This is a genomic window from Cupriavidus sp. CuC1, from assembly GCF_044627735.1.
Lineage (GTDB): Bacteria > Pseudomonadota > Gammaproteobacteria > Burkholderiales > Burkholderiaceae > Cupriavidus > Cupriavidus ulmosensis.
In genome coordinates, this window is the sequence record NZ_JBIUHC010000080.1 from 26,667 (window position 1) to 47,232 (window position 20,566).

Genomic DNA, 20,566 nt, shown 5'->3' on the forward strand with positions numbered 1-20,566 from the left:
GGGCACCCCACGTCATTCCCCTCCGGAGCCCCCGATGACCACTGTCCAGCAAAGTTGGATCGAATCCGCCAATGATGGCGTTACGCATTTCCCGCTGCAAAACCTGCCCTACGGCATCTTTTCCCCGAACGGGCAGGGCCCGCGTGTAGGCGTCGCCATCGGCGACTTCATTCTCGACCTGTCCGTGCTGGACGAGGCTGGCCTGCTGCCGGCTTCCGTCAAAGGCGTGTTTGGCGGCGCCACGCTCAACGCTTTCATCGCGCTCGGCAAGCCGGTCTGGACCGAAACCCGCCAGCGCCTGACGGCCTTGCTGGCGGCGGACGATACCAGCTTGCATCCCAAGTCGGCCCTGCATCAGCAGGCCCTGGTGCCGATGGCCTGGGCGACCTTGCACCTGCCGGTGGACATTCCCGGCTACACCGATTTCTACTCCTCGCGCGAGCACGCCACCAACGTTGGCCGCATGTTCCGCGATCCGGACAATGCACTGCTGCCCAACTGGCTGGAGATTCCCATCGGCTACAACGGCCGCGCCAGCTCGGTGGTGGTGAGCGGCACGGAACTGCGCCGTCCCAAGGGGCAGATCAAGCCGCCGAACGCGCTGCGCCCGATCTTTACTGCTTGCCAGAAGCTCGACTACGAACTGGAAATGGCCTTCATCGTCGGCAAGCCGTCGACCCTGGGCGAGCCGGTCAGCACTGCCGTGGCGGCCGAGCACATGTTCGGCGTGGTGATCCTCAACGACTGGAGCGCGCGCGATATCCAGCAGTGGGAGTACGTGCCGCTGGGCCCGTTCAACAGCAAGGGCTTCGGCACCTCCATCTCGCCGTGGGTGGTCACCATGGACGCGCTCGAGCCGTTTCGCCGTGACAATCCGGTGCAATCACCCGAGCCGCTGGCGTATCTGCAGCAGCCCGAGCGCAATGCCTATGACATCGCGCTGGAAGTTTCGCTGCGCCCCGAAGGCGCCGCGCAGGCCACCACCGTCTGCCGCACCAACTTCAAGGCCATGTACTGGACCATGGTGCAGCAACTGGCGCACCACACCGTGTCCGGCTGCAATGTCCGCGTGGGCGACCTGATGGGCTCCGGCACCATCAGCGGCACCACGCCGGATTCCTACGGCAGCCTGCTGGAGCTGACCCGCAACGGCGCCGAGCCTCTGACGCTGGCGGATGGCAGCAGGCGCGGTTTCCTGGAAGATGGCGACGAAGTGGTCATGGCCGGCTGGTGCCAGGGCGACGGCTATCGCGTCGGCTTTGGCGAGGTGGCAGGGAAGATCCTGCCGGCCCGCTAAGGGATCCGGCGAAGCAACGCGGCTAATCAACCGGGCTAAGCGGGACATCCAGGATGACCGCAGCGCGGCCGGCCAGCAGCAGCTGGCCGGCCGCGCTCACTTCAAAGGCATAGAGGATGTTGCTCTCGCTGCCGCTGATGCGGTGGGCCTCCACCCGCAGCGGCGCGGCGATATCGTCAAGGCGCGCTACGCGCAGATCCAGTTTGCGCACGCTGGCCAGGTAGCCCACGCGCGGGCGCTGCGCGGGCTGTTGCAGCGCAGCCCCGTGGGCGGCCATGGCCTGCGCCGCGTATTCGATGCCGCACACGGCCGCCAGGCGTCCATGGGCGCGCAGTGGATTATCGGGGTGGGTATGGCTGGTGGCTTCGCAACGGATGAATTCCGGGCTCCAGTCGAGCACGCTGTCCAGCAGGCACATGGTGCCCTGATGCGGAATATGCGCGGCAATCCAGGCGTGCCTCAGCGGTGCCGTGTCCGGATTCATGACGTCATGCCGACGCGGCAGGCGTCGTCGCCACCCGCAGGCGCAAATCGTCCAGATAGTCGATCACCACTTCGCTCGGGCCACCCAGCGCCAGCGCCTGCAGCAGGGGCAGGGCCCGTGCCGCGGGTATGCCCTGGCGCAACCGTTCCAGCCCGGGGTCCGTCATCCGGCTCGCCGGTGCATCGGTCAGCGTCACGTCGATACGCGCGAGCGAACGCGCGGTAGGCTCGGGCAGGAGCACCATCGCCACGCCGAATGCGTCGGGGATCGGCCGGTGGCTGCGCAGCGGTTCCGGATAGTCCGTGTCATAGGCGATCAGCAGGCACGCTTCGCGGTCCACCGCCACCTGGCACAGGGCGTCCAGCAGGCCGGCGCCGAAACTGCCGTCGCGCGCGCACAGCACATTGGACGATGCCATGGCGCCGGAGGCTATGCCCCAGTAGCCCGCCGCCGCGTTATGCACGGAGTTGTGGAAGCGCGTCGGCGAGATCAGCGGGTCGTCGCTGGCGAGTGCTTCGCAGATCAGGTGATAGTTCTGGCCGTCCCCGCTGGATGCACTGAACACGGTCGGCAGGGCCGCCGCATCCATGCCGCTGACCGCCGCGGCTTGCTGGCCAAGTGCCAGCGCCAACTTGACGCAGGGACCGGTGCGGCGCCGTTCGGCCGGGGGCAGGCCGGCCGGTGGCGGCAGCCTGGTCGGTTCGCTGGCGTAAGGCAGCGTGCCGGCAAGCACGGCGGCGCCTTGCGGCCAATCCTTGAAGCCGGGGCCTAGCAGGCCGAGGCCTTCGATGAATGCGCTGACTTGCATGGGTAGGTTCAATCTGGCGAATCGGCACGCCCGAACAACAGGCTGCAGTTGGAGCCGCCAAAGCCAAAGGCGTTGCTCAGTACGCGATACACGGGCTGCTCGCGGTTTTGCAGCAGGTAGTCGAGCGGCAGTTCGGGGTCCGGCTCGGTCGTGTTGATGCCCGCCGGCAGCAGGCGGTGACGCAGCGCCAGCGCGCAGATCACCGCTTCGATGGCGCCGGCGGCGCCCAGCGTGTGGCCGGTCGCGCCCTTGGTGGAGCTGCACGGGACGGCGGGCAGCAGGTCCAGCATGGCCTTGCCTTCGGCCGCGTCGTTGCTGCGCGTGGCGGTGCCGTGCAGGTTGACGTAGTCGATCTGCGCCGGGGTCAGGCCGGCGCCGGCCAGCGCCTGCGCCATCGCCATGCGGGCGCCCAGTCCTTGCGGGTGCGGCGCGGACATATGGTGGGCATCGCTGGATTCGCCAATGCCCAGCAGCAGGATGTCATCGCCGGCGCTTGCCGCGGGCAGGCGCTCTAGCAGCCCGAAGGCGGCGCCTTCGCCGATCGATATCCCGTTGCGCTGCGCATCGTAGGGCCGGCATGGCTGGTTGGAAACCAGTTCCAGCGAATTGAATCCATAGAGCGTGGTGTGGCACAGCGAATCGACGCCGCCCACCACGGCCGCATCGATCAGCCCCGCCTCGAGCATGCGGCGCGCCGAGGCGAACACCTTCGCGCCAGACGAGCAGGCAGACGAGATCGACACCGCCGGCCCGCGCAGGGCGAAGTAGCACCGCACGAATTCCGCCAGCGAGTAGGGGCTGTGGCTGCCGCGGTAATGAAAGCCCGCCGGCAGCGCGCCGGTATCGGGGTCGCGCCGGCGGTACGCCAGCTCGGTCTGCAGGATGCCGGCGGTGCTGGTGCCAAGGAACACGCCGATGCGGTGCGCGCCGTAGCGGTCCGCGCTCATGCGCACCTGCTCGGCAAAGCCGTCTTGTTCCAGTCCCAGTTGCGCCAGCCGGTTGTTGCGGCAGTCGAACTCGGCCAGCGCCTCGGGCAGTGCGGTCTCGTCCACCTGCGCGACTTCACCAATATACGTATCCAGCTTGATATCGCTGAAGCCGCAGGGGGCCAGGCCGCCGCGTTGCGCGCGCAGTGCCGCCAGGGTGGCGTCGAGGCCATGCCCGAGGCAACTGGTGGCGGTGTAGTGCGAGAAAAGAAGGGGGGACACTGCGTTGTGGATCCGTTTGCGCGGTGCGCAGATTGTAGCAAAAGGCCTGTGCGGGCCACGTCACCAACCGCTGGGTGGCGCCGTGTTTCAGCGCGTGTCTCAGCGCGTGGCTTCGGGCACGGCATCGCGCAACGTCACGCAGCGCAACCCAGCGCTCTCGATGGCCCGCAGCACGCGCGGCAGCGCCGCCAGCACCAATGGCTGTCCGGCATGATCGTGGCCCGGGTTGCCGTCGTGCATCAGCAGGATGTCGCGCTCGGCCAGGCCCGCCAGCAAGCGGGCCGCGACGCGTCCGGCATCGCCGGCGGCGGCGGTGTCGAAGCCCCGCCGCGTCCAGCTGGCCAGGTGCAGGCCAAGCCGGCACAGCACGGGTTCGAGAAAGAGATTGCGCAGGCCAGCGGGGGCGCGGAAGAAGCGCGGCGCGGTGCCGGTCAGCTCTGTCAGCACCTGTTGTGCCGCGGCGATATCGCGCATCTGCCGGGCCGGGCCAAACAGCGAGAAGTGATGGCGATGGTCCAGGCTGTGGTTTTCCACGGCGTGCCCGCGCCGCACGATCTCGCGTACCAGCGCGGGGTGCCGCGCGGCGCGCGCGCCGATGCAGAAGAACGTGGCTTGCACCCGGTGCTGGTCCAGCAGGTCCAGCACGCGCGGCGTCACCTCAGGATTGGGCCCGTCGTCGAAGCTCAGGGCCACGCAGCCTTGTGCCGCTGGCGGGAGCGTCAGCAGGTTCGGTCCCAGCCAGGTACTGCGCGGCCACAACCCGGCCGCCGTCAGCAGCAGGTGCGAGGCGATCACGCCGCCGGCAGCCCAAGGCAGGGCCGCGGGCTGCGCGACGATGGCCGCGGCAGCGCCGGCATGTAACGCCAGCGTACCGCTGACCAGGGCGCCGGGACGCCACGGGCGGGTGTCCTGGATGCCAGGGGAATGGGTCATGGGGTTCATGGTTGGTTCCTGGCCGGCGCGGACAACAGCGCAGGCGGTGCCAGGATAGCCGAGAACAATAGCGCCAGCACCGCGCCGGGGCCAACGGTCATGCCGAACGCTTGCAGCAATGGCAGGCTCGAGAAGGCGAGCAGGCCAAAGGCCGCCACCGTGGTCATGTTGGCCAGCATCAGGGACACCAGGGTATGCGGTGAAATGGCGCTGTCCTGCCGGCCGCCGCCGTTGAAGAACAGGGCGTAGTTCGAGCCCACCGCGATCAGCAGCAGCATGCCGACCAGGTGGAGGATGGTTAGCTGCCGTCCGCTGGCGGCCAGTCCCGCCACGACCACGAGCGTGGCTGCAGCCAGCGGCAGCAAGGTGCCCAGCACGCGCCGCGGCGAGCGCAGCGCGATCGCCAGCAGCACGGCAATGGCGGCCAGCCCGCCAAGCGACAGGTGCAGCGCTTCGCGCATATAGCTGCCGTAGAGATGGTCGGATTCGTTCTTCAGGTCGACAAAGAGCGTATCGTGCAAGCCGGCGCGCGCAATGGCCGCGCGGATCGGCGCCGCGTCCAGGCTCGGTTTGCCCTGCGTTGCCGTCGCGGGCGCGCGCAGCGGCAGCGTGGCGCTCCAGCGCTCGCCGCGGCGGGTTAGCAGCCCGTCGACGGCGAGCGCCATCGAGGTGCCGCGCAGGTCTTCCCGGCGCAGCGGCGCCGCGCTGCGCGCCTGCTCGGCTTCGTCCAGGAATGGCGCAAACAGGCCGGGCTTCACGGGTTGATCCGCTACCGCTGCCTGCAGCCGTTGCGCCAGTTCCTGCCGCGGTGGCAGGCTGGCCTGCCGGGCGTGCTGGGTGGCCAGGCTGGGCAGGTAGCGCGCCGGGCTCTCGTAGCCCGCGATGACGCCTTGCGCCACCAGCGGGTCCAGCTCCCGGGCCACGCGCTCCGCGCCCTGCAGCACGTTTTCCTGGTCGGGGCCGGACAACACCACGAGGTAACGCACGTCCGGTGCGCCAAGGTCGGCGCGCAACGAGGCATCGAGTGCCTGTTCCCGCTCGGGCACCGGGCTAAGCGAGGCGAGTTCCTGGCTCCACAGCGGGCCGCGCTGCAATAGCAGCACCGTGCCGGCGGCCAGCAGCAGCGCGGCCATCGGCCAGCGCAGCCGGTGGGCCTGCGTGGCGATGCGGGCCAGGCGCGTACCCAGCGGCGTGACGTCGCGCATGCGCAGTTTGGCCGGCGCCAGCCGCGGCAGCACGAAGCGCGTGACCAGGGCTGCCGTGGCCAGCCCGGCGATGGAATACAGCCCCAACTGGGCCAGCCCCGGGAAACCCGAGAGCAGCAGCGAGGCAAAGCCGCAGATCGAGGTCAGCACGCCCAGCCGCACCGTGGGCCAGAACGCGCCGACCCAGGCCCGCTCGTCGCGCCGGCCGCCATGCGTGTACTGGGCGGACTGCACGAACAGGTAGATGGAATAATCGACCGCCTCGCCGATCAGCGTGGTGCCGAAACCCAGCGTCAGCCCATGTACCGCGCCGCCAAAGCCCAGGCTGACCGCGGCCACCCCGGCCAGCGCGCCCGAAACCACCGGCACCAGCCCGAGCAGCAGCGTGGGCACCGAGCGGTACACCAGCAACAGCAGCGTGACGATCAGGCAGATGCCCAGCGTGGACAGGCGCTCCACTTCACGCTTGATGGTGTCGCGGGTGCTCACGGAGAACACGCCAGGGCCGGTCATCATGAGGCGGTAAGCCTCGGCGCCGGCTTGTGCTTGCCGCGCTTGCCCGAAGGCCTGGCGGATGGCGGCGATGGCGCTTGCCTGGCCGTCGGTGTCGGAGCCAGCGCTGGCGGTTTGCGCCAGCAGCACGGCGCGCTTGCCGTCGCGCGAGATCCAAGCGCCGTCGCGCAGCGGCACGCGTTGGTTGCTGTCGAGCTGGCCCAGCACGGAGGTGATTTCGCCAGTGGGGTCGCGTGGCAACAGCGTCTTGGTGAAGAGTCCCGCTGGCGAGGCGAGCAGGTCGAAGCTCTCGCTCACCGCCGCCTTCAGCCCGTCCGGCGAAAAGCGCTCGGGCGTCACCGTGGGGCTGAGCAGGTAGCGATGCGCGTAGAGGAAACGCTGATCGCTGGCCTGGTTGACCGGCTCGCCATTGTTGACCGAGGAGAAGCGCGGATCGGCACGCAGCTTTGCCGCCACCGCTTTGGAAAGCGCGGCGCGCCCGGCGGCGTCGCCGCCTTCGATGCCAAGCAGGATCAGGCGCGAGACCAATCCTTCACGCAACTGGTCCACCAGCAATTGCTGCTCCGCGCTGGGCGCGCGCGGGAGGAAGGCGGACAAGTCCGCGGTGAAGCTGGTGCGGGAAACCACCGCGGCGCACGCCAGCAGGAATACCAGCCACAGGCCGACCGCCACGCGCGCCGGCCGCCCGGACAGGCGCTGGCGCCAGTTGTCGCCGCGAGCCTGTCCGGTCATGGTGTGCCGGCGGTCTTGATCTGCATCACCGAGCGGTCGCCGTCGGCCTGCACGATCACCACGCTGTCGAGCGTGTCCCGAGCGCCGTCGATGCGGATCTGCTTGACGATGCCCGCCATGCGCGAATCAGCCGGCGTCAGGGTCAACGTCCAGCGCGCGGCGCGGCCCTCGATGCCGAGGCGATAGTAGCGCTCCAGCGCATTGCGGTTGCCGGCCAGGGTGCCGCGGATGCTCTCGATAAAGGCCGCGATTTCGGGGTAGTTCTGCAGCGGCATGACGAAGCGCTTGCCGCCGCGCTCCACCGTCATCATGTCGCCGTCGAGCACCAGGTTCTCCGGCTTGGGCGTGACGGTACGCTTTTCCAGATGATCCGGCGCCACGAAGACCAGCTCGCCCGACGACACCACCGGACGCTCGAGCATGGCGAGATACTTGGTCTCGGTAAAACGCACGCGCCCGGATTTGCGCTGCGCCAGCGCGGACATCAGCTGATCCACGCCCCAGGCCGCGGAAGCGGTGGCGGGCGGCTCGGCGGCCTGCGCGAGCGCCGGGGTGGCCACGTTAAGCGCGCCAGCCATGCAGGCAAGCACGGACAGCCGTGCAAGAATACGCAGACGGCAGGGCTGGCGGGCGTTCGGGGATCGGGGCATGGGTCAGGGCTCGTTGCCGGGCGGCGGCGCGCTGGAAAGCGGCGGGCCGGACTGCCAGAAGTCGTAGAAGTTGAACCAGTTGTACGGCGCGTCGTGGCAGTGACGCTCCAGCATGCCCACGTAGCGCGCCAGCGCGGCCTGGACTTCGTGCTCGCGCTGGCCGCGCGCCACGTGCGAGAAATCCACCAGCGTCTCGAAATGAATATCGTACCGGTTGCCGCCGCGGTACAGCCCGGTCATGAAGATCACGGGACGGCGCAGCATGGCCGCCATGCGCAGCGGGCCGGTTGGGAAGCCCGCCGGCGCGCCGAGGAAATCGCACTGCTGCACGGGATCGGTGGCGCGCTGCGAGAGCGTGCGGTCGGCCAGCATGCCGATCATGAAGCCGCGCTCCAGGTATTCGCGCACCTTCAGCATGGCATCGATGCGGCCGAGCGCAATCAAATCCTGGCGCATGGCCGGGTTGATGGCTTCAAGCAAGTCGTTGAGCTTGTGTGCGTTCTCCTCGTACATGGTGATCGCCACCCGCAGGTTGGGTCGCAGGCGGCCCACGGCGCGGATCACTTCGAAGCTGCCCATGTGCGCACCCAGCAGGAAGGCGCCACCGCCTCGCGCCATGGCCGCGTCCACCAGCTCGCCGCCATGCACGCGGATGTCGAACAGGTCGAAGCGTTCGTTGAGCAGGTAGACCCGGTCGTGGATGGTAGAGGCGAAGGTGAATACGTGCTTGAAACCGTCGCTCCAGCCGGCGGAGCGTCCCAGCACGCGGTCCAGGTAGGCGCGCGAGGCATGGCGCGCGGTTGGCGAGAACAGCACGAAGTAAGCGGTGATCAGGCGCAGCACGGCGCGCCCGAACCGACGGCCCAGCCGCAACGAGAGCCAGCTCATGATGCGCAGCAAGGTGGTGTTGCTGCGCTCCTCACGGCTGGACCAGTCGGCGCTGGCGGCTTGCTGTCGCTTGGCAGGCCACGTCATGCGCCGTTTTCCCCGGACTGCGGCGCCGGCCCCGGTGGGGTCAGCGTGCCGCTTGCTACGTCACGGCCGTTGGCGTCGAGCGTGAAGTGGATGGTGCCGCGTGCATCGGTTTCATGCGTGAGCGTCACCGGTTCTCCGGGCGATACCGGGCTCAGGAACTTGACCGAACCGATCTGGAAGATCTCCAGCGGTTGCGCCAGCGCCGCGCCGATCAGCATGATCGCGTGATCCAGCAGCACCACGCCCGGCACCACCGGATGGCCGGGGAAATGCCCGGCCATCGCGGGGTGATCGGGCGCGATGACGAAGCTGGCCGCAGCGCTCGCTTCGCCTTGCTCGGGGCGGTGGCCGGGTTGGTCCGCGCGCCTCATGCCGTGTCGCCGCGCCGTTGGGCCGCCTGCAGTTTCGCCACCAGTGGCGCCAGGATCTCGTGCGGGAGCTTGCCGGTAGCGTTGCGCGGCAGGGTATCCACGAACAGCAGCGGGCGCGGCAGGAAGGCCTGATCGATGCGCTCGCGCAGCGCTTGCTGGATCTGCGCGGCCCGCAGGCGCGGCGCCACCACCAGGGCGATCAAGCGCTGCACATGGCCCTCGGGCTGCTCGTCCGGCATGAAGAAGACGCCGTCTTCCACGCCCGCGATGGCGTTGAGCTGGTGATTGAGGTAAGCCAGGGAGGTGCGCTTGCCGGCGATATTGATCAGGTCCGCCTTGCGGCCGTGCAGCAGGAAACGGGTTTCGTCCAGCAGTTCCAGCGCGTCGCCCATGGCAACGGGTTGTTCCACGTGGCCGCCCGCGGCCCAGATCTGTTCATCTTCCCCGGCTCCGCTGCGCGCTTCCAGCTTCACCTCGGGGAACAGCTCCCAGGCGCTGGTCTGCGCGGTGCGGCGCGTAGCCAGCTGGCCGGTTTCCGTACTGCCGTAGATTTCCATCAGCGGCGCCGCCAGGCGCGCCTCCGCCTCGCAGGCCTGCTTCTCCGACAGCGGCGCGGTGGCGGACAGGACCAGGTCCGCGTGCGGCAGCTTGCCGGGAGAAAGCAGCAGCGCGCGCAGATGGACCGGCGAGGTCACCAGCACGCGCGGGCGCGGCACGGCTTCCAGCGCAGCGCGGATATCCGCGGGGTAGAAGGTAGGCGCCGCGCTCAGCGCGATGCCGCCCTGCAAGGCCAGCAATACCGTGGACTCGAAACCGTACATATGCTGGGGCGGCACGGTGCCCACCAGCGTATAGGCGCGGCCATCCTGCAAGCCCAGCCGTGCCGCCGCGGCGCGCACATTGCTGACCAGGAAGCCCCAGGTCTTGCGGTGCGGCACCGGCTGTCCGGTCGAACCCGAGGTGAACACATAGGCCATGACGCGCTCGCCAGGAATCGACGGTATGCGCACCTCGGCCGCGGGTGCATCGGTGGCTTGCCCGACGAACGCGGGAATGCGCAAGCGCGGCAGCGCGATATCGCAATCCGGCGTGTCGTGCAGGCAGAAGGCGTCGGGTGCGAACGAGGCAAGCTGGCGCACCATCTCCGGGGTATGGGTGGACGGCAACAGGCTGATCTTGCCGGCCAGCAGCGCGGCGCACAGTCCTACCGTGAAGCAATAGCGGTCGGCGCAGACATTGAAGACATGGCCACCCGGCGGCAACTCGGCGGCAAGCCGCATGACGTCGGCCAGGAACCGGCGCACCGTCACCGCCTGGCCGAGATGGTAGGCAATGATGCTGTCCTGCGAGGCGTGCGAAACCAGCGGAAAGGTGCGCACGATGTCGGACTGCCGATGTGCTGGGGCGGCCGGCATCAACGCGACAGCCCGGCGCGCGCGGCCATGGCCGCGCGGTAGCCCTGGATCGCTTCCCGGACGCCGGCATGGGCCAGTCCCGGGAGCGCAAAACGGCGGCAGCCCGCTTCCGCCACGAACATCAGTGCCACCAGCAGCGGGCTGCACAGGTTGGCGAAGGTGGACCAGGTGGCGATAGGCGCAAGCGCGAACAGGGCCGTGGATACCGTTGCCATGACGGCGAAGAACAGCGTCCACGCCAGCGTGATGGCGCGCGTGTAGCGTTTCAGCGCGGGGGAGAGCGGTCCCCGCACGATGGCGGCGAACTGGGTGCACAGCGGCGTCTGCCCGCGCCGCAAGCTACGGCCGAACATCAATCCGAGGGCGGTGTTTGCGCCCATGTGCTGCAAATAGTAGGTCCACCCGAAATGCAGCGAGAGCGGGGCGCGCAGCAGCCACAGGCCGGCACAGGCGAGCCCCAGCAAAATGAGCAGGGGGAGCCGCCAGCCGGAACGCCAGCTGAAGCTCAGCGCCAGCAGGACAAAAGGCGCGGCACCCAGCAGCAAACCGGCCACCTGCGCGCCGGGCTGCTGGGCCACACGGTGCAAAGCGTATTCATACAAGGCGAAAAGTGCAGCAACGATTACCCATCCGTGCCGGCGCAGCGGATGTTCGCCGGCCGCATGTGCCGTGCCCGGCATCTGTTTGGGTGCAGCGGTTTGGCTGCCGATGAGGCTGTCGTCCGCCGGTCTGGCGGACACGTCGGCGGCACGGCGGGACGCGAATGGATCACAAGATGACATGTGGGGGCGCTATGTGGGTACGGGTGGCGCTCGTCTTGCCGGCTGCAAGGATCACATGCCCTGCAATGGCGCCCGACAGGACGAACCGGCGCCTGTCTGGGCACCGGGAAGCAAGACGAGAGCATATAGCGTGAAGACTGCGGAAGTGGAGCGATGATTCCGGAAGTGGTGAACAATGTTGTTACCAAACTTCTCTTTTCTAGTGGGATTTACCCCGCCTTGGTAGCATCAGCCCCAAAGACGGTGCCGAAGTATACAGTAGCAGTCTCACTTCACGCATGCCCCGGCGCCACACGACCGCTGTAGCGTGCATGCGGACCCCCTCGATATTTCCAACGTTGCGACGATGACCGAACTGGAACATGAACTCGCCGAGTTGATCATCGGTGAACTTGATATCACCGATATCGAGCCGGAAGACGTCTCTGCCGAGACGCCCCTATATGGTGAGGGCTTTGGCCTGGATTCCATCGACATCCTGGAAATTGCCCTGCTGATATCCAAGAAATACGGCTTCGAGTTGCGCTCCGATAATCCTCACAACCACGAGATTTTCGCCTCGCTCGGCAGCCTTGCCGCTTTTACGGCAGAGAATCGGTCCCGTTGAAGCCTTTGGGTCAACGGCCCGGGATGTCAGAGGCAATAGGACAGACAACGCACACCAATGTGCGGTATCTGTACGGGTATCGGAAGAGGTGCCTGTGACCGTAACGAAGCAGCCGCTTGTGGGAGCGTGGATGGAGCAGCAAGAGAAGCGCAAGTTGGCGCTGGTCACCGGCGGCAGTGGTGCAATTGGGCAAGCGATCTGCGTGGCGCTGGCGCAGGCCGGCCACGAGGTCTGGGTCCACGCCAACCGCAATCTTGCCCAGGCCGAAGCGGCGGCCGGAACGATTCGCGCCGCCGGCGGACGTGCGCATGCCATCGCCTTCGATGTTACCGATGCCGATGCTACCGACGCTGCATTGCAGCGCATCCTGGCCGACGGGCCGGTGCAGATACTCGTCAACAACGCCGGCATCCATGACGATGCCCCCATGGTCGGCATGACGCGCGAGCAATGGCGCAGCGTGATCGATGTCTCGCTCAACGGCTTCTTCAACGTCACCCAGCCCTTGCTGATGCCAATGATGCGCACCCGCTGGGGCCGCATCGTCAACATGGCTTCGGTGGCGGCGCTGATGGGCAACCGCGGCCAGGCCAACTATGCGGCGGCCAAGGCCGGGCTGATCGCGGCCACGCGCTCCTTGTCGATCGAGATGGCCTCGCGCGGGGTGACCGTCAACGCCGTGGCGCCTGGCGTCATCGAGTCGCCCATGATTGGGCAGGCGTTTCCGGTCGAGCGCATCCGGCAGCTGGTGCCGGCGGGGCGGGCCGGCAGCGTGCAGGAAGTGGCGGCCATGGTCGCCTACCTCGTGTCGGACGCGGCGGCCTACGTCACTGGCCAGACGCTCTCGATCAATGGTGGCATGGCCTAGGGCGGCCGCGGGATGCTAGAAGACATGATGGATAACAATGCCCATTCCAGCGCCGGTGGCGGCATGCCGGCCGCGTTGTTGGCTTCCGGCCCGCGCCAGTGCGATGTGCTGGTGATCGGCGGCGGTCCTGCCGGGTCTACCGCCGCGGCCTTGCTGGCGGAGCGCGGCTTCCAGGTCACGCTGCTGGAGAAGGCGAGCCATCCGCGTTTCCATATCGGCGAATCCTTGCTGCCCGCCAACCTGCCGCTGTTCGAGCGCCTGGGGGTGGCCGGCGAAGTGCGGGCCATCTCCATCGAGAAATGGGCCGCCGAGTTCGTCTCGCCGTGGCACGAAGGCGGCCAGGCTTTTGAATTCGCCGATGCCTGGGACAAGTCGATGCCCTATGCCTACCATGTGCGTCGCTCTGCCTTTGACGAGTTGCTGTTCCGCAATGCGGCGCGCAAGGGTGCGCAAGTGATCGAGCAATGCCGGGTGAAGGAAGTGGCGTTCCTTGCGCAGGACGCGGGCGCCGTCGTGCATGCCGTGCGGGACGACGGTAGCCAGGAGGACTGGCAGGCGCGCTTCGTGGTCGACGCGTCGGGCCGCGACACGTTTCTTGCCAACCGCTTCAAGACCAAGCTGCGCAATCCCAAGCACAACAGCTCCGCGCTGTACGGGCACTTTCGCGGCGCGCGGCGTCATCCTGGCAAGAACGAAGGCAACATCACGATCTTCTGGTTCGAGCACGGCTGGTTCTGGTTCATCCCGCTCTCGGACGGGACCACCAGCGTGGGCGCGGTGACCTGGCCGTATTACCTCAAACGCCGCAACAAGCCGCTCAAGGACTTCTTCGCCGACACCATCGCGCTGTGTCCGGCGCTGGCGGAGCGCCTGGCGGATGCCGAGCTGATCGCGGATGTGGAAGCTACCGGCAACTATTCCTACGTGACCGAGCAGACCTTCGGCCCGAACTACGTGCTGCTTGGCGACGCCTATGCCTTTATCGACCCGGTGTTCTCGTCGGGCGTGATGCTGGCCATGACCAGCGCCTTTGCCGCGGCCGATGCCATCGAAACCTGCCTGCGCCAACCCGCCGGGGCGCAGGCTGCGCTGCAGCGTTTCGACAAGGTCGTGCGTCACGGGCCCAGGCAGTTCTCCTGGTTTATCTACCGCATTACGACGCCGACCATGCGCGATCTGTTCATGGGGCCGCGCAACTTGCTGCGGATGAAAGAGGCGCTGCTGTCCGTGCTGGCTGGCGACATCTACGGCAAGACGCCGATCTGGCGCTCGCTGCTGGCTTTCAAGGTGCTCTACTACGGCGTGGCGCTGGTCAACTGCCGGCGCTCGCTGGGCGCATGGCGTCAACGCCGCCGCAATATCCGCCCGCTCGACGACACCGGCACGGTGGCCAGCCAATGAAGCGCGATGCGATGAACGCAACACCGCTGCGGCTGGCGCAATACACGGCCGGTGCGCTGGCGGCGGCGCGGCCGGGCTGGCTGGAGGGCGCGCTGGGCGCCGTCTGGTATGGCGGCGGTGCGCCACCGCCTGGGCTTGCCGGCGCGGACCTGCCGCTGCTGCGCGTGGCCACGCCGCCGCTGGGCGAGGATCCGGTCGTTTGCGAAGTCTGGCACGGCAGCAATGCGGCCTGGGGTGCCATGGCCCAGCCCGCCACCGGGCGGCACGGCGTGGTGCATTTCCGCGTGGACGCTGCGCTGGGCCTGATGTTCGGCAGCGTCACGCTGCGCGAGGCGGATTTTGCCGGTGCATCGGGCGCCACGCTGCAGCTCGCCACCGAGCGGGCCTATCGGGACATCTTCGGCCTGCTGGATGCACAGGGTTATCCCTACCTGGTGCGGGTATGGAACTACGTGGCCGATATCAATGCCGAAGAGTCCGGCATGGAGCGATATCGCCAGTTCAATATCGGGCGCCAGGATGCCTTCACCGCTTGCCACCGGGAGATCGTGGGCAATGTGCCGGCGGCCTGCGCGCTTGGCACGGTGGGCCAGGCCGTGGCGCAGCGCGCGCTGTCGATCGGCTTCCTGGCCAGCCCGCGGGCGCCTGTCGCGGTGGAGAATCCGCGCCAGGTCAGCGCCTATCGCTACCCTGCGCAATACGGCCCGCGCAGCCCGACCTTTGCGCGTGCCGGCTTGTGGGAGGCCAGTACGCAGCCCGGTATGCAGCCCAGTACGCAGGCGCAGGAGCAGGACGAGCGCGCCGCGCCCGTGCTGTTTGTCTCCGGCACCGCCAGCATCGTTGGCCATCGCACGGTGCACATTGGCGATGTGGCCGCGCAAACGCGCGAGAGCATTGCCAACATCGCCGCCGTGCTGGAGCAGGGCGCGCGCGACGGCCATCCCGGCCTTGGTTTGCCGGAACTCGCCTACCGGGTCTACGTTCGCCATCCGCAGGAGTGTGGCACGCTCGCCAGCGTGCGCGCGGAACTGGAGAAAGCAGTGGGGCCCGGCATGCCGATCGCCTACGTGCAGGCCGACATCTGCCGCGACGATCTGCTGGTGGAAATCGAGGCATCGGCCGGCCACGGGCTGGAAGTGTTTGCGTGAGCGCGGCCAGGGAGGTGCCTTGATGCTCCGGCAACTACGCGAAACCTTGCAAGGCCAGGCCACGGTGGCGGCCGAGTACGCCGCGTTCTACGCCGGCATGTTGCTGCTGGCGCTGATCTCGCTGCTATGGGCACCCTTTGCCGTGGCCTGCTATTGGCTGCTGCCGCCCGGGCTGGGGCAGCGCTTTGGCCGCTTCGTGATCATGGGCATGTTCCGCTTCTACCTGGGGGCGCTGGCCGCCATGGGCGCTTGCTGCTTCGACCTGCGCGAACTGGACAGCCTGCGCGGCGGGCCGCCCCTCGTGCTGGCGGCCAATCACCCCGGCCTGCTGGATGCCTTGCTGGTATTGTCGCGGCTGCCTGGGGCGGCCTGCGTGATGAAAGCCGAGGTGGCGGACAATCCCTTCCTCGGCGCTGCCGCCAGGCTGGCGCGCTATATCCGCAACGACACGCTGACCGGCCTGATCCGCAGTGCCGTGCAGGAACTGCGGCATGGCGGCCAGGTGCTGGTGTTCCCCGAAGGCACGCGCACCACACGCTACCCGGTCAATGCTTTCAAGGGCGGCGTCGGGCTGATCGCCAAGCGTGCTGGCGTGCCGGTGCAGACGCTGTTTATCGAGACCGATTCGCCGTTCCTGGGCAAGGGCTGGCCGTTTTTTCGCAAGCCCGATATGCCGGTCTGCTATCGCGTCCGGCTGGGCCGGCGTTTCGATCCCCCCGACAGCGAGCGCGGGTTCATGGCCGAACTGGCGCAATACTATGAGGCTGAGCTGTCATGCCCGGAGATGGCGCCGCTGCGTCCCGGCAAGGCTGGCTGCGCTGCGGTGCACCATGTCTGAGCGGCCGGGTTTACGTGGTTGCCGCGCACGCCCCGGTTCTTGTTTTTTCACTGTTTCCAGATTCACTTTCAGATTCACTCTCAGATTCACCTTCGCATGACTAAGCCTTCCACCACTCATCTCGTCCTGATTCCCAGCTATAACCCGGGGTCCAAGGTTCGCGACACTGTGCGCGAGGCGCGGCGCCACTGGTCGCCGGTATGGGTGGTGGTGGATGGCAGCACCGACGGCAGCACCGAGTGGCTGCAGCAGGAGGCGGCGGCCGACCCGGGCCTGCGCGTGCTTGTGCTGCCCCGCAACCAGGGCAAGGGCGCGGCAGTGCTGCACGGGCTGGAGCAGGCCGCCGCGCAAGGGTTCACCCACGTGCTGACCATGGATTCCGACGGCCAGCATCCGGCCGGCCTGATCGCGCCCTTCATGGCGGCATCGCAACGTAACCCGCGGGCCATGGTGCTCGGCCGTCCGGTCTTCGATGCCAGCGCGCCGAAGGTGCGGGTCTACGGGCGCCGTATCTCCAACGCCTGGGCCAACCTGGAAACGCTCTGGGCCGGCATCGGCGATTCACTCTATGGCTTTCGCGTTTACCCGATCGCGCCGCTGCGTGCCGTCATGCACAAGCAGCGCTGGATGCGCCGTTTCGATTTCGATCCCGAGGCGGTGGTGCGCATGTGCTGGCAAGGCGTGCGGCCGCTGAACCTGGATGCGCCGGTGCGCTATTTCAGCGCCGGGGAAGGCGGCGTGTCGCATTTCAATTACGTGCGCGACAACCTCTTGCTGAGCGGGATGCACGCGCGCCTGCTGGCCGGCTTCCTGCTGCGCCTGCCGTTGCTGGCCTGCCGCCGGCTGTGTGCCCGGGATGGCACGGCTTCCCGCATTACCGCGCCCTGACGGCGCCCGGATGGGGCATCTTGCCACCCGCCGATGGCGTTTGCTTGCCGTCGGGCGTGGCCGGCCATACATGCTTTGGCTCGCCTTCGGGTAGACTGATCACCGAGTGAGTTCCAGCCACGCAGTCGGCCAATCGAGATTCCAGTCTTGCGAGGAGAAGTCCCCCATGCATGCAGTCCCGTTGCTAGATAGCAGTGCCAACGATAGCGATAGCCCCGCCGAAGCCCCGCTGCGCGACCTGCGCCGCGTCACCATCCATCCCGATCACTGGTATCCCCTGGCCTGGTCGCGCGAGGTCAAGCGTGGCAAGGCGCATGGCGTGCGCTTTGCCGGGGAGCCGATCGTGCTGGTGCGCACGGAGTCCGGCGCGGTATTCGCGCTCGAGGATCGTTGCGCGCACCGGCAGGTGCCGCTGCATGCGGGCGTGGTCGACGGCGAATCGATCCGCTGCTGCTATCACGGCTGGACCTACGACTGCACGGGCCGTTGCATCGACGTGCCTTACCTGGGCCGCGAGCGCCTGCCCAACGGCGTGCGCTCCTATCCGTGCCGCGAGGTGGAGGGGCTGATCTTCGTGTTCCCCGGCAGCGCGGTGCTGGCCGACGAAACCCCGTTGCCAAGCCTTGGCTCGGTGGCCAACAAGGCCTACAAGACGCGGCGATTCGGCCGCGAGGTCAAATGTCACTATTCCTTCATGCACGAGAACCTGATGGACATGAACCATCAGTTCCTGCACCGGCGGCAGATGGGGCAGATGCGCGCCCGCTCGCTCGGCCGCCGTCGCGGCGATGGCTGGGTCGAGGTGGACTACACCTTCTCCCGCGAGCAGGGCAAGCAGCCGGTGGGCGAGGCACTGGTGTTCGGCGGCGGCAGCAAGGGCGGGCAAGACGGCAAGGACGTGATGACGGTGCGCACCTTGTATCCCTACCAGACCTTGCAGATCCGTACCGGGGATGCCACGCTGGTGATGGACCTGTGGATCGTCTACGTGCCGCTCGACGCCGAGCAGCGCACCAACCGCACGTTCGGCCTGCTGTCGATCAAGAAGCCGGGCATTCCCGGCATACTGGATCTGGCATGGCCGCTGCTGGTGTGGTTCACCGAGCGGATCTTCAAGGAGGACCGCTGGATCGTCGAGAGCGAGCAGGAGGCGCATGACAAGCAGGGCGCCGACTGGAACCAGGAGGTGTTCCCGGTCATCAACGAACTGCGCGACCTGCTGCGCGAGTGCGGCATGCCGGAGGCGACCGCCGCGGGTTGACGGCGGATATGCCGATGGCTATTGCGCGAAGCGGCTGCGTTCGTCGCGCTCGAGCGCGGAGCAGGCCGTCCTGAGGATGGCCGAGAAACGCGTCAGCGCGGGCTCGATGCGGTAGGCCGGCCCGGCAATGGATATCCCGTAGCATTCGCCCGACAGGCGCACCGGCCAGGCCAGCGCGCCAACGTCGGGCAGCGACTCGCCCAGGTTGATAAAGCAGCCCTGTTCGGCGGATGTCTTGAGCTCGGCTTCCAGCTGCGCCGCGTTCGCTATGGTGCGGGGCGTGAAGCGCTCGAAGCTGAGCTGCGCGATCAGCGCGCTGCGCTCGTCATCGGGCATGACGGACAGCAAGGCCTTGCCGATCGAGTTCGCGTGGAGCTCGCGCCGCTCGCCGGCGGTGGCGATATAGCGGATCGCGTGCGGGGATTCGAGCACGTCCAGGTACACCACCCACCTGCCTTCATGCAGCTTGCCGATCACCACGGTCTCGCCGGTGGCGGCACGCAGCTCGTTCATGGTGCCGTGCACCCGGTCCAGCACCGGGTCGTGCCGCGCGATCTGCTGCGCCATGGCCAGCAGGCGGCCCGTAGGGTAATAGCCCTGGCGGCGCCCGGTCTCGTAGAGATACCCCAGGGAGGTCAGGGTGCGGATCAGCGCCAGGCAGCTCGATGCCGGCACCGCCAGCAGCCGGGCAAGTTCCGAGAGCGACAGCGCGCGCCGCTCGCGCGCGAAGGTTTCGATGATCTCGAGCACGCGCAACGCCGTCTTCACGTTCATCGGCGGCGCTTTGTTGTCGTTGGCGGTCATGGATGGGGCGGGCCCGGACAGGTCGGAAGAGAAGCGCTTATCTTAGTCCATAGTCCCATGGCCGGCCTTGCCGCAGTGCTGATGGCGCCGCTCGAGGGCTCGCGTTCAAAACGGCAGGTGGGCATAAGCATGACTAAGCAAGCTTTTTTTAGGGGCGGCTTGCCGAACGGCGGGGGTAGGGCTCGACGTCTATTTCGACGAGCCTGGCAACGGCTGCATCAGCCGATTGAGGAACCAGCGGCCGGCGGGGCCGGGCGGCGTGTCCTTGCGGTAGACGGCGAACATGGCAATGGGCGGGGTTCGCGGCTGGAAGCTCTCCAGGCGCAATTTGACCAGGGTGCCGGCATCGAGATCCTCCTGCACCATGGCAACCGGCATGTGCCCCCAGCCGAAGCCGGCGCGCAGGAAGGCATGTTTGGCGCCCAGGTCGGCCAGGCGCCAGGTGAGCGGCGCGAATACGCCGAAGGTCTTGCCCTCGGTAAGGGTGGTGCGGTCGGTCAGGACCAGCTGGACGTGCGGCTCCAGTTCACGCTGGCGGATCACACCTCTGTGCGCTGCCAGTGGATGCGATGGCGCGGTCACGGTGACCATCGGCACATCGAGCAGCTTTTCCGCGTCGAGCGTTTCCGGAACGGCGGGCATCGACCCGCTGATGCCGAGCCGGCAAACGCCGTCGAGCACCGGCCGCAGGACCGCACCCAGCGCCTCGACGTACAGGCGCAGCGGCGTGTGCGCAAACGCATCGCGAAACTCGCCGACCGCCACGGTCAGCGAAGCCATCGGGTACATGACATCGACCACCACCGACAGCTCCGGTTCAAGCCCCTCCGCAATCGCGCGTGCCTTTGACTTGAAGCCGTCCATGCCGCTTACCACCATCCGTGCTTGTGCCAGCAACGCAGTGCCTTGTTCGGTCAAGCGCGGGTAGCGGCCGTTGCGGTCGAACAACTGCACGTCGATCTGGCTCTCGAGGTTGGCGAGCGTATGGCTCACCACCGACTGTGCGCGCCGCAGCTTGCGGCCTGCGGCGGAGAAGCTGCCCTCGTCGGCCGCGGCAATGAATGTGCGCAACTGGTCCAGCGAGACACCGTCGAGCATATATCTAATCCGTAGATGGTTCGCATCGATAAATATAGGCTACCGGCATAGATGTCAAGCGCCTAACCTTCGGTCATGGCATCACCGAAGGAGCTTTCTTGACGTCCTCCCCGTCCTAAAGGACGGGGATTCCTACTACTAGCGATGCACGTCCGCATCGGAGAATGTTTAACGCGGCATTGGTATCGCGATCATGTACAACACCGCAGCTGCTGCAAGTCCACTCTCTTATTCGCAAGCCTGCGATACCTTTCGGCCGCGTTGTGCTGTCATTGGAACC

At 67.5% G+C, this 20,566-nt stretch carries 19 protein-coding genes and 1 pseudogene; 8 read left to right on the plus strand and 12 right to left on the minus strand.

Annotated features, from left to right (window positions below; all coding sequences use genetic code 11):
• The first annotated feature begins 34 nt into the window (after nt 1–34).
• The gene (gene fahA, locus ACGLHR_RS29540) at nt 35–1,297 is read left to right on the plus strand and encodes a fumarylacetoacetase (protein WP_400098018.1); all 1,263 of its coding nucleotides are present in this window, start codon (nt 35–37) and stop codon (nt 1,295–1,297) included.
• A 22-nt stretch (nt 1,298–1,319) separates the two neighbouring features.
• On the opposite strand, the gene ACGLHR_RS29545 is transcribed toward fahA, so the two are convergent.
• The 9 genes and pseudogenes from ACGLHR_RS29545 to ACGLHR_RS29585 form a co-directional block, all read right to left on the minus strand.
• Complete coding sequence (locus ACGLHR_RS29545; RefSeq protein ID WP_318230966.1) at nt 1,320–1,781, minus strand: 3-hydroxylacyl-ACP dehydratase; 462 nt, start codon at nt 1,779–1,781, stop codon at nt 1,320–1,322.
• 4 nt (nt 1,782–1,785) lie between these two features.
• Entirely contained in the window at nt 1,786–2,589 is an 804-nt protein-coding gene (locus tag ACGLHR_RS29550; RefSeq protein WP_400098020.1) for a beta-ketoacyl synthase chain length factor, read from the minus strand.
• A gap of 8 nt (nt 2,590–2,597) precedes the next feature.
• Complete coding sequence (locus tag ACGLHR_RS29555) at nt 2,598–3,797, minus strand: beta-ketoacyl-[acyl-carrier-protein] synthase family protein (protein WP_400098022.1); 1,200 nt, start codon at nt 3,795–3,797, stop codon at nt 2,598–2,600.
• 99 nt (nt 3,798–3,896) lie between these two features.
• The gene (locus tag ACGLHR_RS29560; protein WP_400098024.1) at nt 3,897–4,739 is read right to left on the minus strand and encodes a polysaccharide deacetylase family protein; all 843 of its coding nucleotides are present in this window, start codon (nt 4,737–4,739) and stop codon (nt 3,897–3,899) included.
• Nucleotides 4,736–7,180, minus strand: a complete 2,445-nt coding sequence (locus ACGLHR_RS29565; protein WP_400098027.1) for an MMPL family transporter — start codon at nt 7,178–7,180, stop codon at nt 4,736–4,738. Before ACGLHR_RS29565 ends, ACGLHR_RS29560 begins: the two co-directional genes overlap by 4 nt.
• The gene (locus tag ACGLHR_RS29570) at nt 7,177–7,830 is read right to left on the minus strand and encodes a LolA-related protein (RefSeq protein ID WP_400098028.1); all 654 of its coding nucleotides are present in this window, start codon (nt 7,828–7,830) and stop codon (nt 7,177–7,179) included. Before ACGLHR_RS29570 ends, ACGLHR_RS29565 begins: the two co-directional genes overlap by 4 nt.
• A gap of 3 nt (nt 7,831–7,833) precedes the next feature.
• Entirely contained in the window at nt 7,834–8,805 is a 972-nt protein-coding gene (locus ACGLHR_RS29575; RefSeq protein WP_400098030.1) for an acyl-CoA synthetase, read from the minus strand.
• Nucleotides 8,802–10,591: pseudogene (locus tag ACGLHR_RS29580) on the minus strand (AMP-binding protein). The gene ACGLHR_RS29575 and the pseudogene ACGLHR_RS29580 overlap by 4 nt, the downstream one beginning before the upstream one ends.
• Nucleotides 10,591–11,193: an acyl carrier protein gene (locus tag ACGLHR_RS29585; RefSeq protein WP_400098045.1), complete on the minus strand. Its 603-nt coding sequence runs from the start codon at nt 11,191–11,193 to the stop codon at nt 10,591–10,593. The pseudogene ACGLHR_RS29580 and the gene ACGLHR_RS29585 overlap by 1 nt, the downstream one beginning before the upstream one ends.
• Before the next feature lie 526 nt (nt 11,194–11,719).
• Between ACGLHR_RS29585 and ACGLHR_RS29590 the strand changes: the two genes are divergently transcribed.
• The 7 genes from ACGLHR_RS29590 (at nt 11,720) to ACGLHR_RS29620 (ending at nt 18,384) form a co-directional block, all read left to right on the plus strand.
• Nucleotides 11,720–11,980, plus strand: coding sequence for a phosphopantetheine-binding protein (locus ACGLHR_RS29590; RefSeq protein WP_318230974.1), 261 nt, complete (start codon nt 11,720–11,722; stop codon nt 11,978–11,980).
• Between the two features lie 130 nt (nt 11,981–12,110).
• Nucleotides 12,111–12,848 carry a 3-oxoacyl-ACP reductase FabG gene (gene fabG, locus ACGLHR_RS29595; protein WP_400098032.1) on the plus strand — a complete coding sequence of 246 codons (738 nt, stop codon included), beginning with the start codon at nt 12,111–12,113 and terminating at the stop codon, nt 12,846–12,848.
• A 24-nt stretch (nt 12,849–12,872) separates the two neighbouring features.
• The gene (locus ACGLHR_RS29600; RefSeq protein WP_400098034.1) at nt 12,873–14,249 is read left to right on the plus strand and encodes an FAD-dependent oxidoreductase; all 1,377 of its coding nucleotides are present in this window, start codon (nt 12,873–12,875) and stop codon (nt 14,247–14,249) included.
• A gap of 11 nt (nt 14,250–14,260) precedes the next feature.
• Entirely contained in the window at nt 14,261–15,397 is a 1,137-nt protein-coding gene (locus ACGLHR_RS29605; RefSeq protein ID WP_400098036.1) for an endoribonuclease L-PSP, read from the plus strand.
• A 22-nt stretch (nt 15,398–15,419) separates the two neighbouring features.
• Entirely contained in the window at nt 15,420–16,235 is an 816-nt protein-coding gene (locus tag ACGLHR_RS29610; RefSeq protein ID WP_400098038.1) for a lysophospholipid acyltransferase family protein, read from the plus strand.
• 96 nt (nt 16,236–16,331) lie between these two features.
• Nucleotides 16,332–17,123 (plus strand): glycosyltransferase family 2 protein, encoded by a 792-nt coding sequence (locus ACGLHR_RS29615; protein ID WP_400098039.1) that lies wholly within the window; start codon nt 16,332–16,334, stop codon nt 17,121–17,123.
• 166 nt (nt 17,124–17,289) lie between these two features.
• Nucleotides 17,290–18,384, plus strand: coding sequence for a Rieske 2Fe-2S domain-containing protein (locus tag ACGLHR_RS29620; RefSeq protein WP_400098041.1), 1,095 nt, complete (start codon nt 17,290–17,292; stop codon nt 18,382–18,384).
• Between the two features lie 18 nt (nt 18,385–18,402).
• On the opposite strand, the gene ACGLHR_RS29625 is transcribed toward ACGLHR_RS29620, so the two are convergent.
• The 3 genes from ACGLHR_RS29625 to ACGLHR_RS29635 all read right to left on the minus strand — a co-directional run.
• Nucleotides 18,403–19,158 carry an IclR family transcriptional regulator gene (locus ACGLHR_RS29625; RefSeq protein WP_318231058.1) on the minus strand — a complete coding sequence of 252 codons (756 nt, stop codon included), beginning with the start codon at nt 19,156–19,158 and terminating at the stop codon, nt 18,403–18,405.
• Between the two features lie 219 nt (nt 19,159–19,377).
• Complete coding sequence (locus ACGLHR_RS29630) at nt 19,378–20,286, minus strand: LysR family transcriptional regulator (protein WP_400098043.1); 909 nt, start codon at nt 20,284–20,286, stop codon at nt 19,378–19,380.
• 115 nt (nt 20,287–20,401) lie between these two features.
• The coding region (locus ACGLHR_RS29635) for a zinc ribbon domain-containing protein (protein ID WP_400098048.1) at nt 20,402–20,566 on the minus strand (165 nt) is incomplete at its 5' end.

What these genes read in the sequence shown, in the direction of transcription:
- ACGLHR_RS29630 (WP_400098043.1), bottom strand. Translation starts at nt 20,286, where the DNA reads ATGCTCGACGGTGTCTCGCTGGACCAGTTGCGCACATTCATTGCCGCG.
- ACGLHR_RS29620 (WP_400098041.1), top strand. Translation starts at nt 17,290, where the DNA reads ATGCATGCAGTCCCGTTGCTAGATAGCAGTGCCAACGATAGCGATAGC.
- ACGLHR_RS29570 (WP_400098028.1), bottom strand. Translation starts at nt 7,830, where the DNA reads ATGCCCCGATCCCCGAACGCCCGCCAGCCCTGCCGTCTGCGTATTCTT.
- ACGLHR_RS29610 (WP_400098038.1), top strand. Translation starts at nt 15,420, where the DNA reads ATGCTCCGGCAACTACGCGAAACCTTGCAAGGCCAGGCCACGGTGGCG.
- ACGLHR_RS29590 (WP_318230974.1), top strand. Translation starts at nt 11,720, where the DNA reads ATGACCGAACTGGAACATGAACTCGCCGAGTTGATCATCGGTGAACTT.
- fabG (WP_400098032.1), top strand. Translation starts at nt 12,111, where the DNA reads ATGGAGCAGCAAGAGAAGCGCAAGTTGGCGCTGGTCACCGGCGGCAGT.
- ACGLHR_RS29560 (WP_400098024.1), bottom strand. Translation starts at nt 4,739, where the DNA reads ATGAACCCCATGACCCATTCCCCTGGCATCCAGGACACCCGCCCGTGG.
- ACGLHR_RS29575 (WP_400098030.1), bottom strand. Translation starts at nt 8,805, where the DNA reads ATGACGTGGCCTGCCAAGCGACAGCAAGCCGCCAGCGCCGACTGGTCC.
- ACGLHR_RS29550 (WP_400098020.1), bottom strand. Translation starts at nt 2,589, where the DNA reads ATGCAAGTCAGCGCATTCATCGAAGGCCTCGGCCTGCTAGGCCCCGGC.
- ACGLHR_RS29545 (WP_318230966.1), bottom strand. Translation starts at nt 1,781, where the DNA reads ATGAATCCGGACACGGCACCGCTGAGGCACGCCTGGATTGCCGCGCAT.
- ACGLHR_RS29625 (WP_318231058.1), bottom strand. Translation starts at nt 19,158, where the DNA reads ATGAACGTGAAGACGGCGTTGCGCGTGCTCGAGATCATCGAAACCTTC.
- ACGLHR_RS29600 (WP_400098034.1), top strand. Translation starts at nt 12,873, where the DNA reads ATGATGGATAACAATGCCCATTCCAGCGCCGGTGGCGGCATGCCGGCC.
- fahA (WP_400098018.1), top strand. Translation starts at nt 35, where the DNA reads ATGACCACTGTCCAGCAAAGTTGGATCGAATCCGCCAATGATGGCGTT.
- ACGLHR_RS29605 (WP_400098036.1), top strand. Translation starts at nt 14,261, where the DNA reads ATGAACGCAACACCGCTGCGGCTGGCGCAATACACGGCCGGTGCGCTG.
- ACGLHR_RS29565 (WP_400098027.1), bottom strand. Translation starts at nt 7,180, where the DNA reads ATGACCGGACAGGCTCGCGGCGACAACTGGCGCCAGCGCCTGTCCGGG.
- ACGLHR_RS29615 (WP_400098039.1), top strand. Translation starts at nt 16,332, where the DNA reads ATGACTAAGCCTTCCACCACTCATCTCGTCCTGATTCCCAGCTATAAC.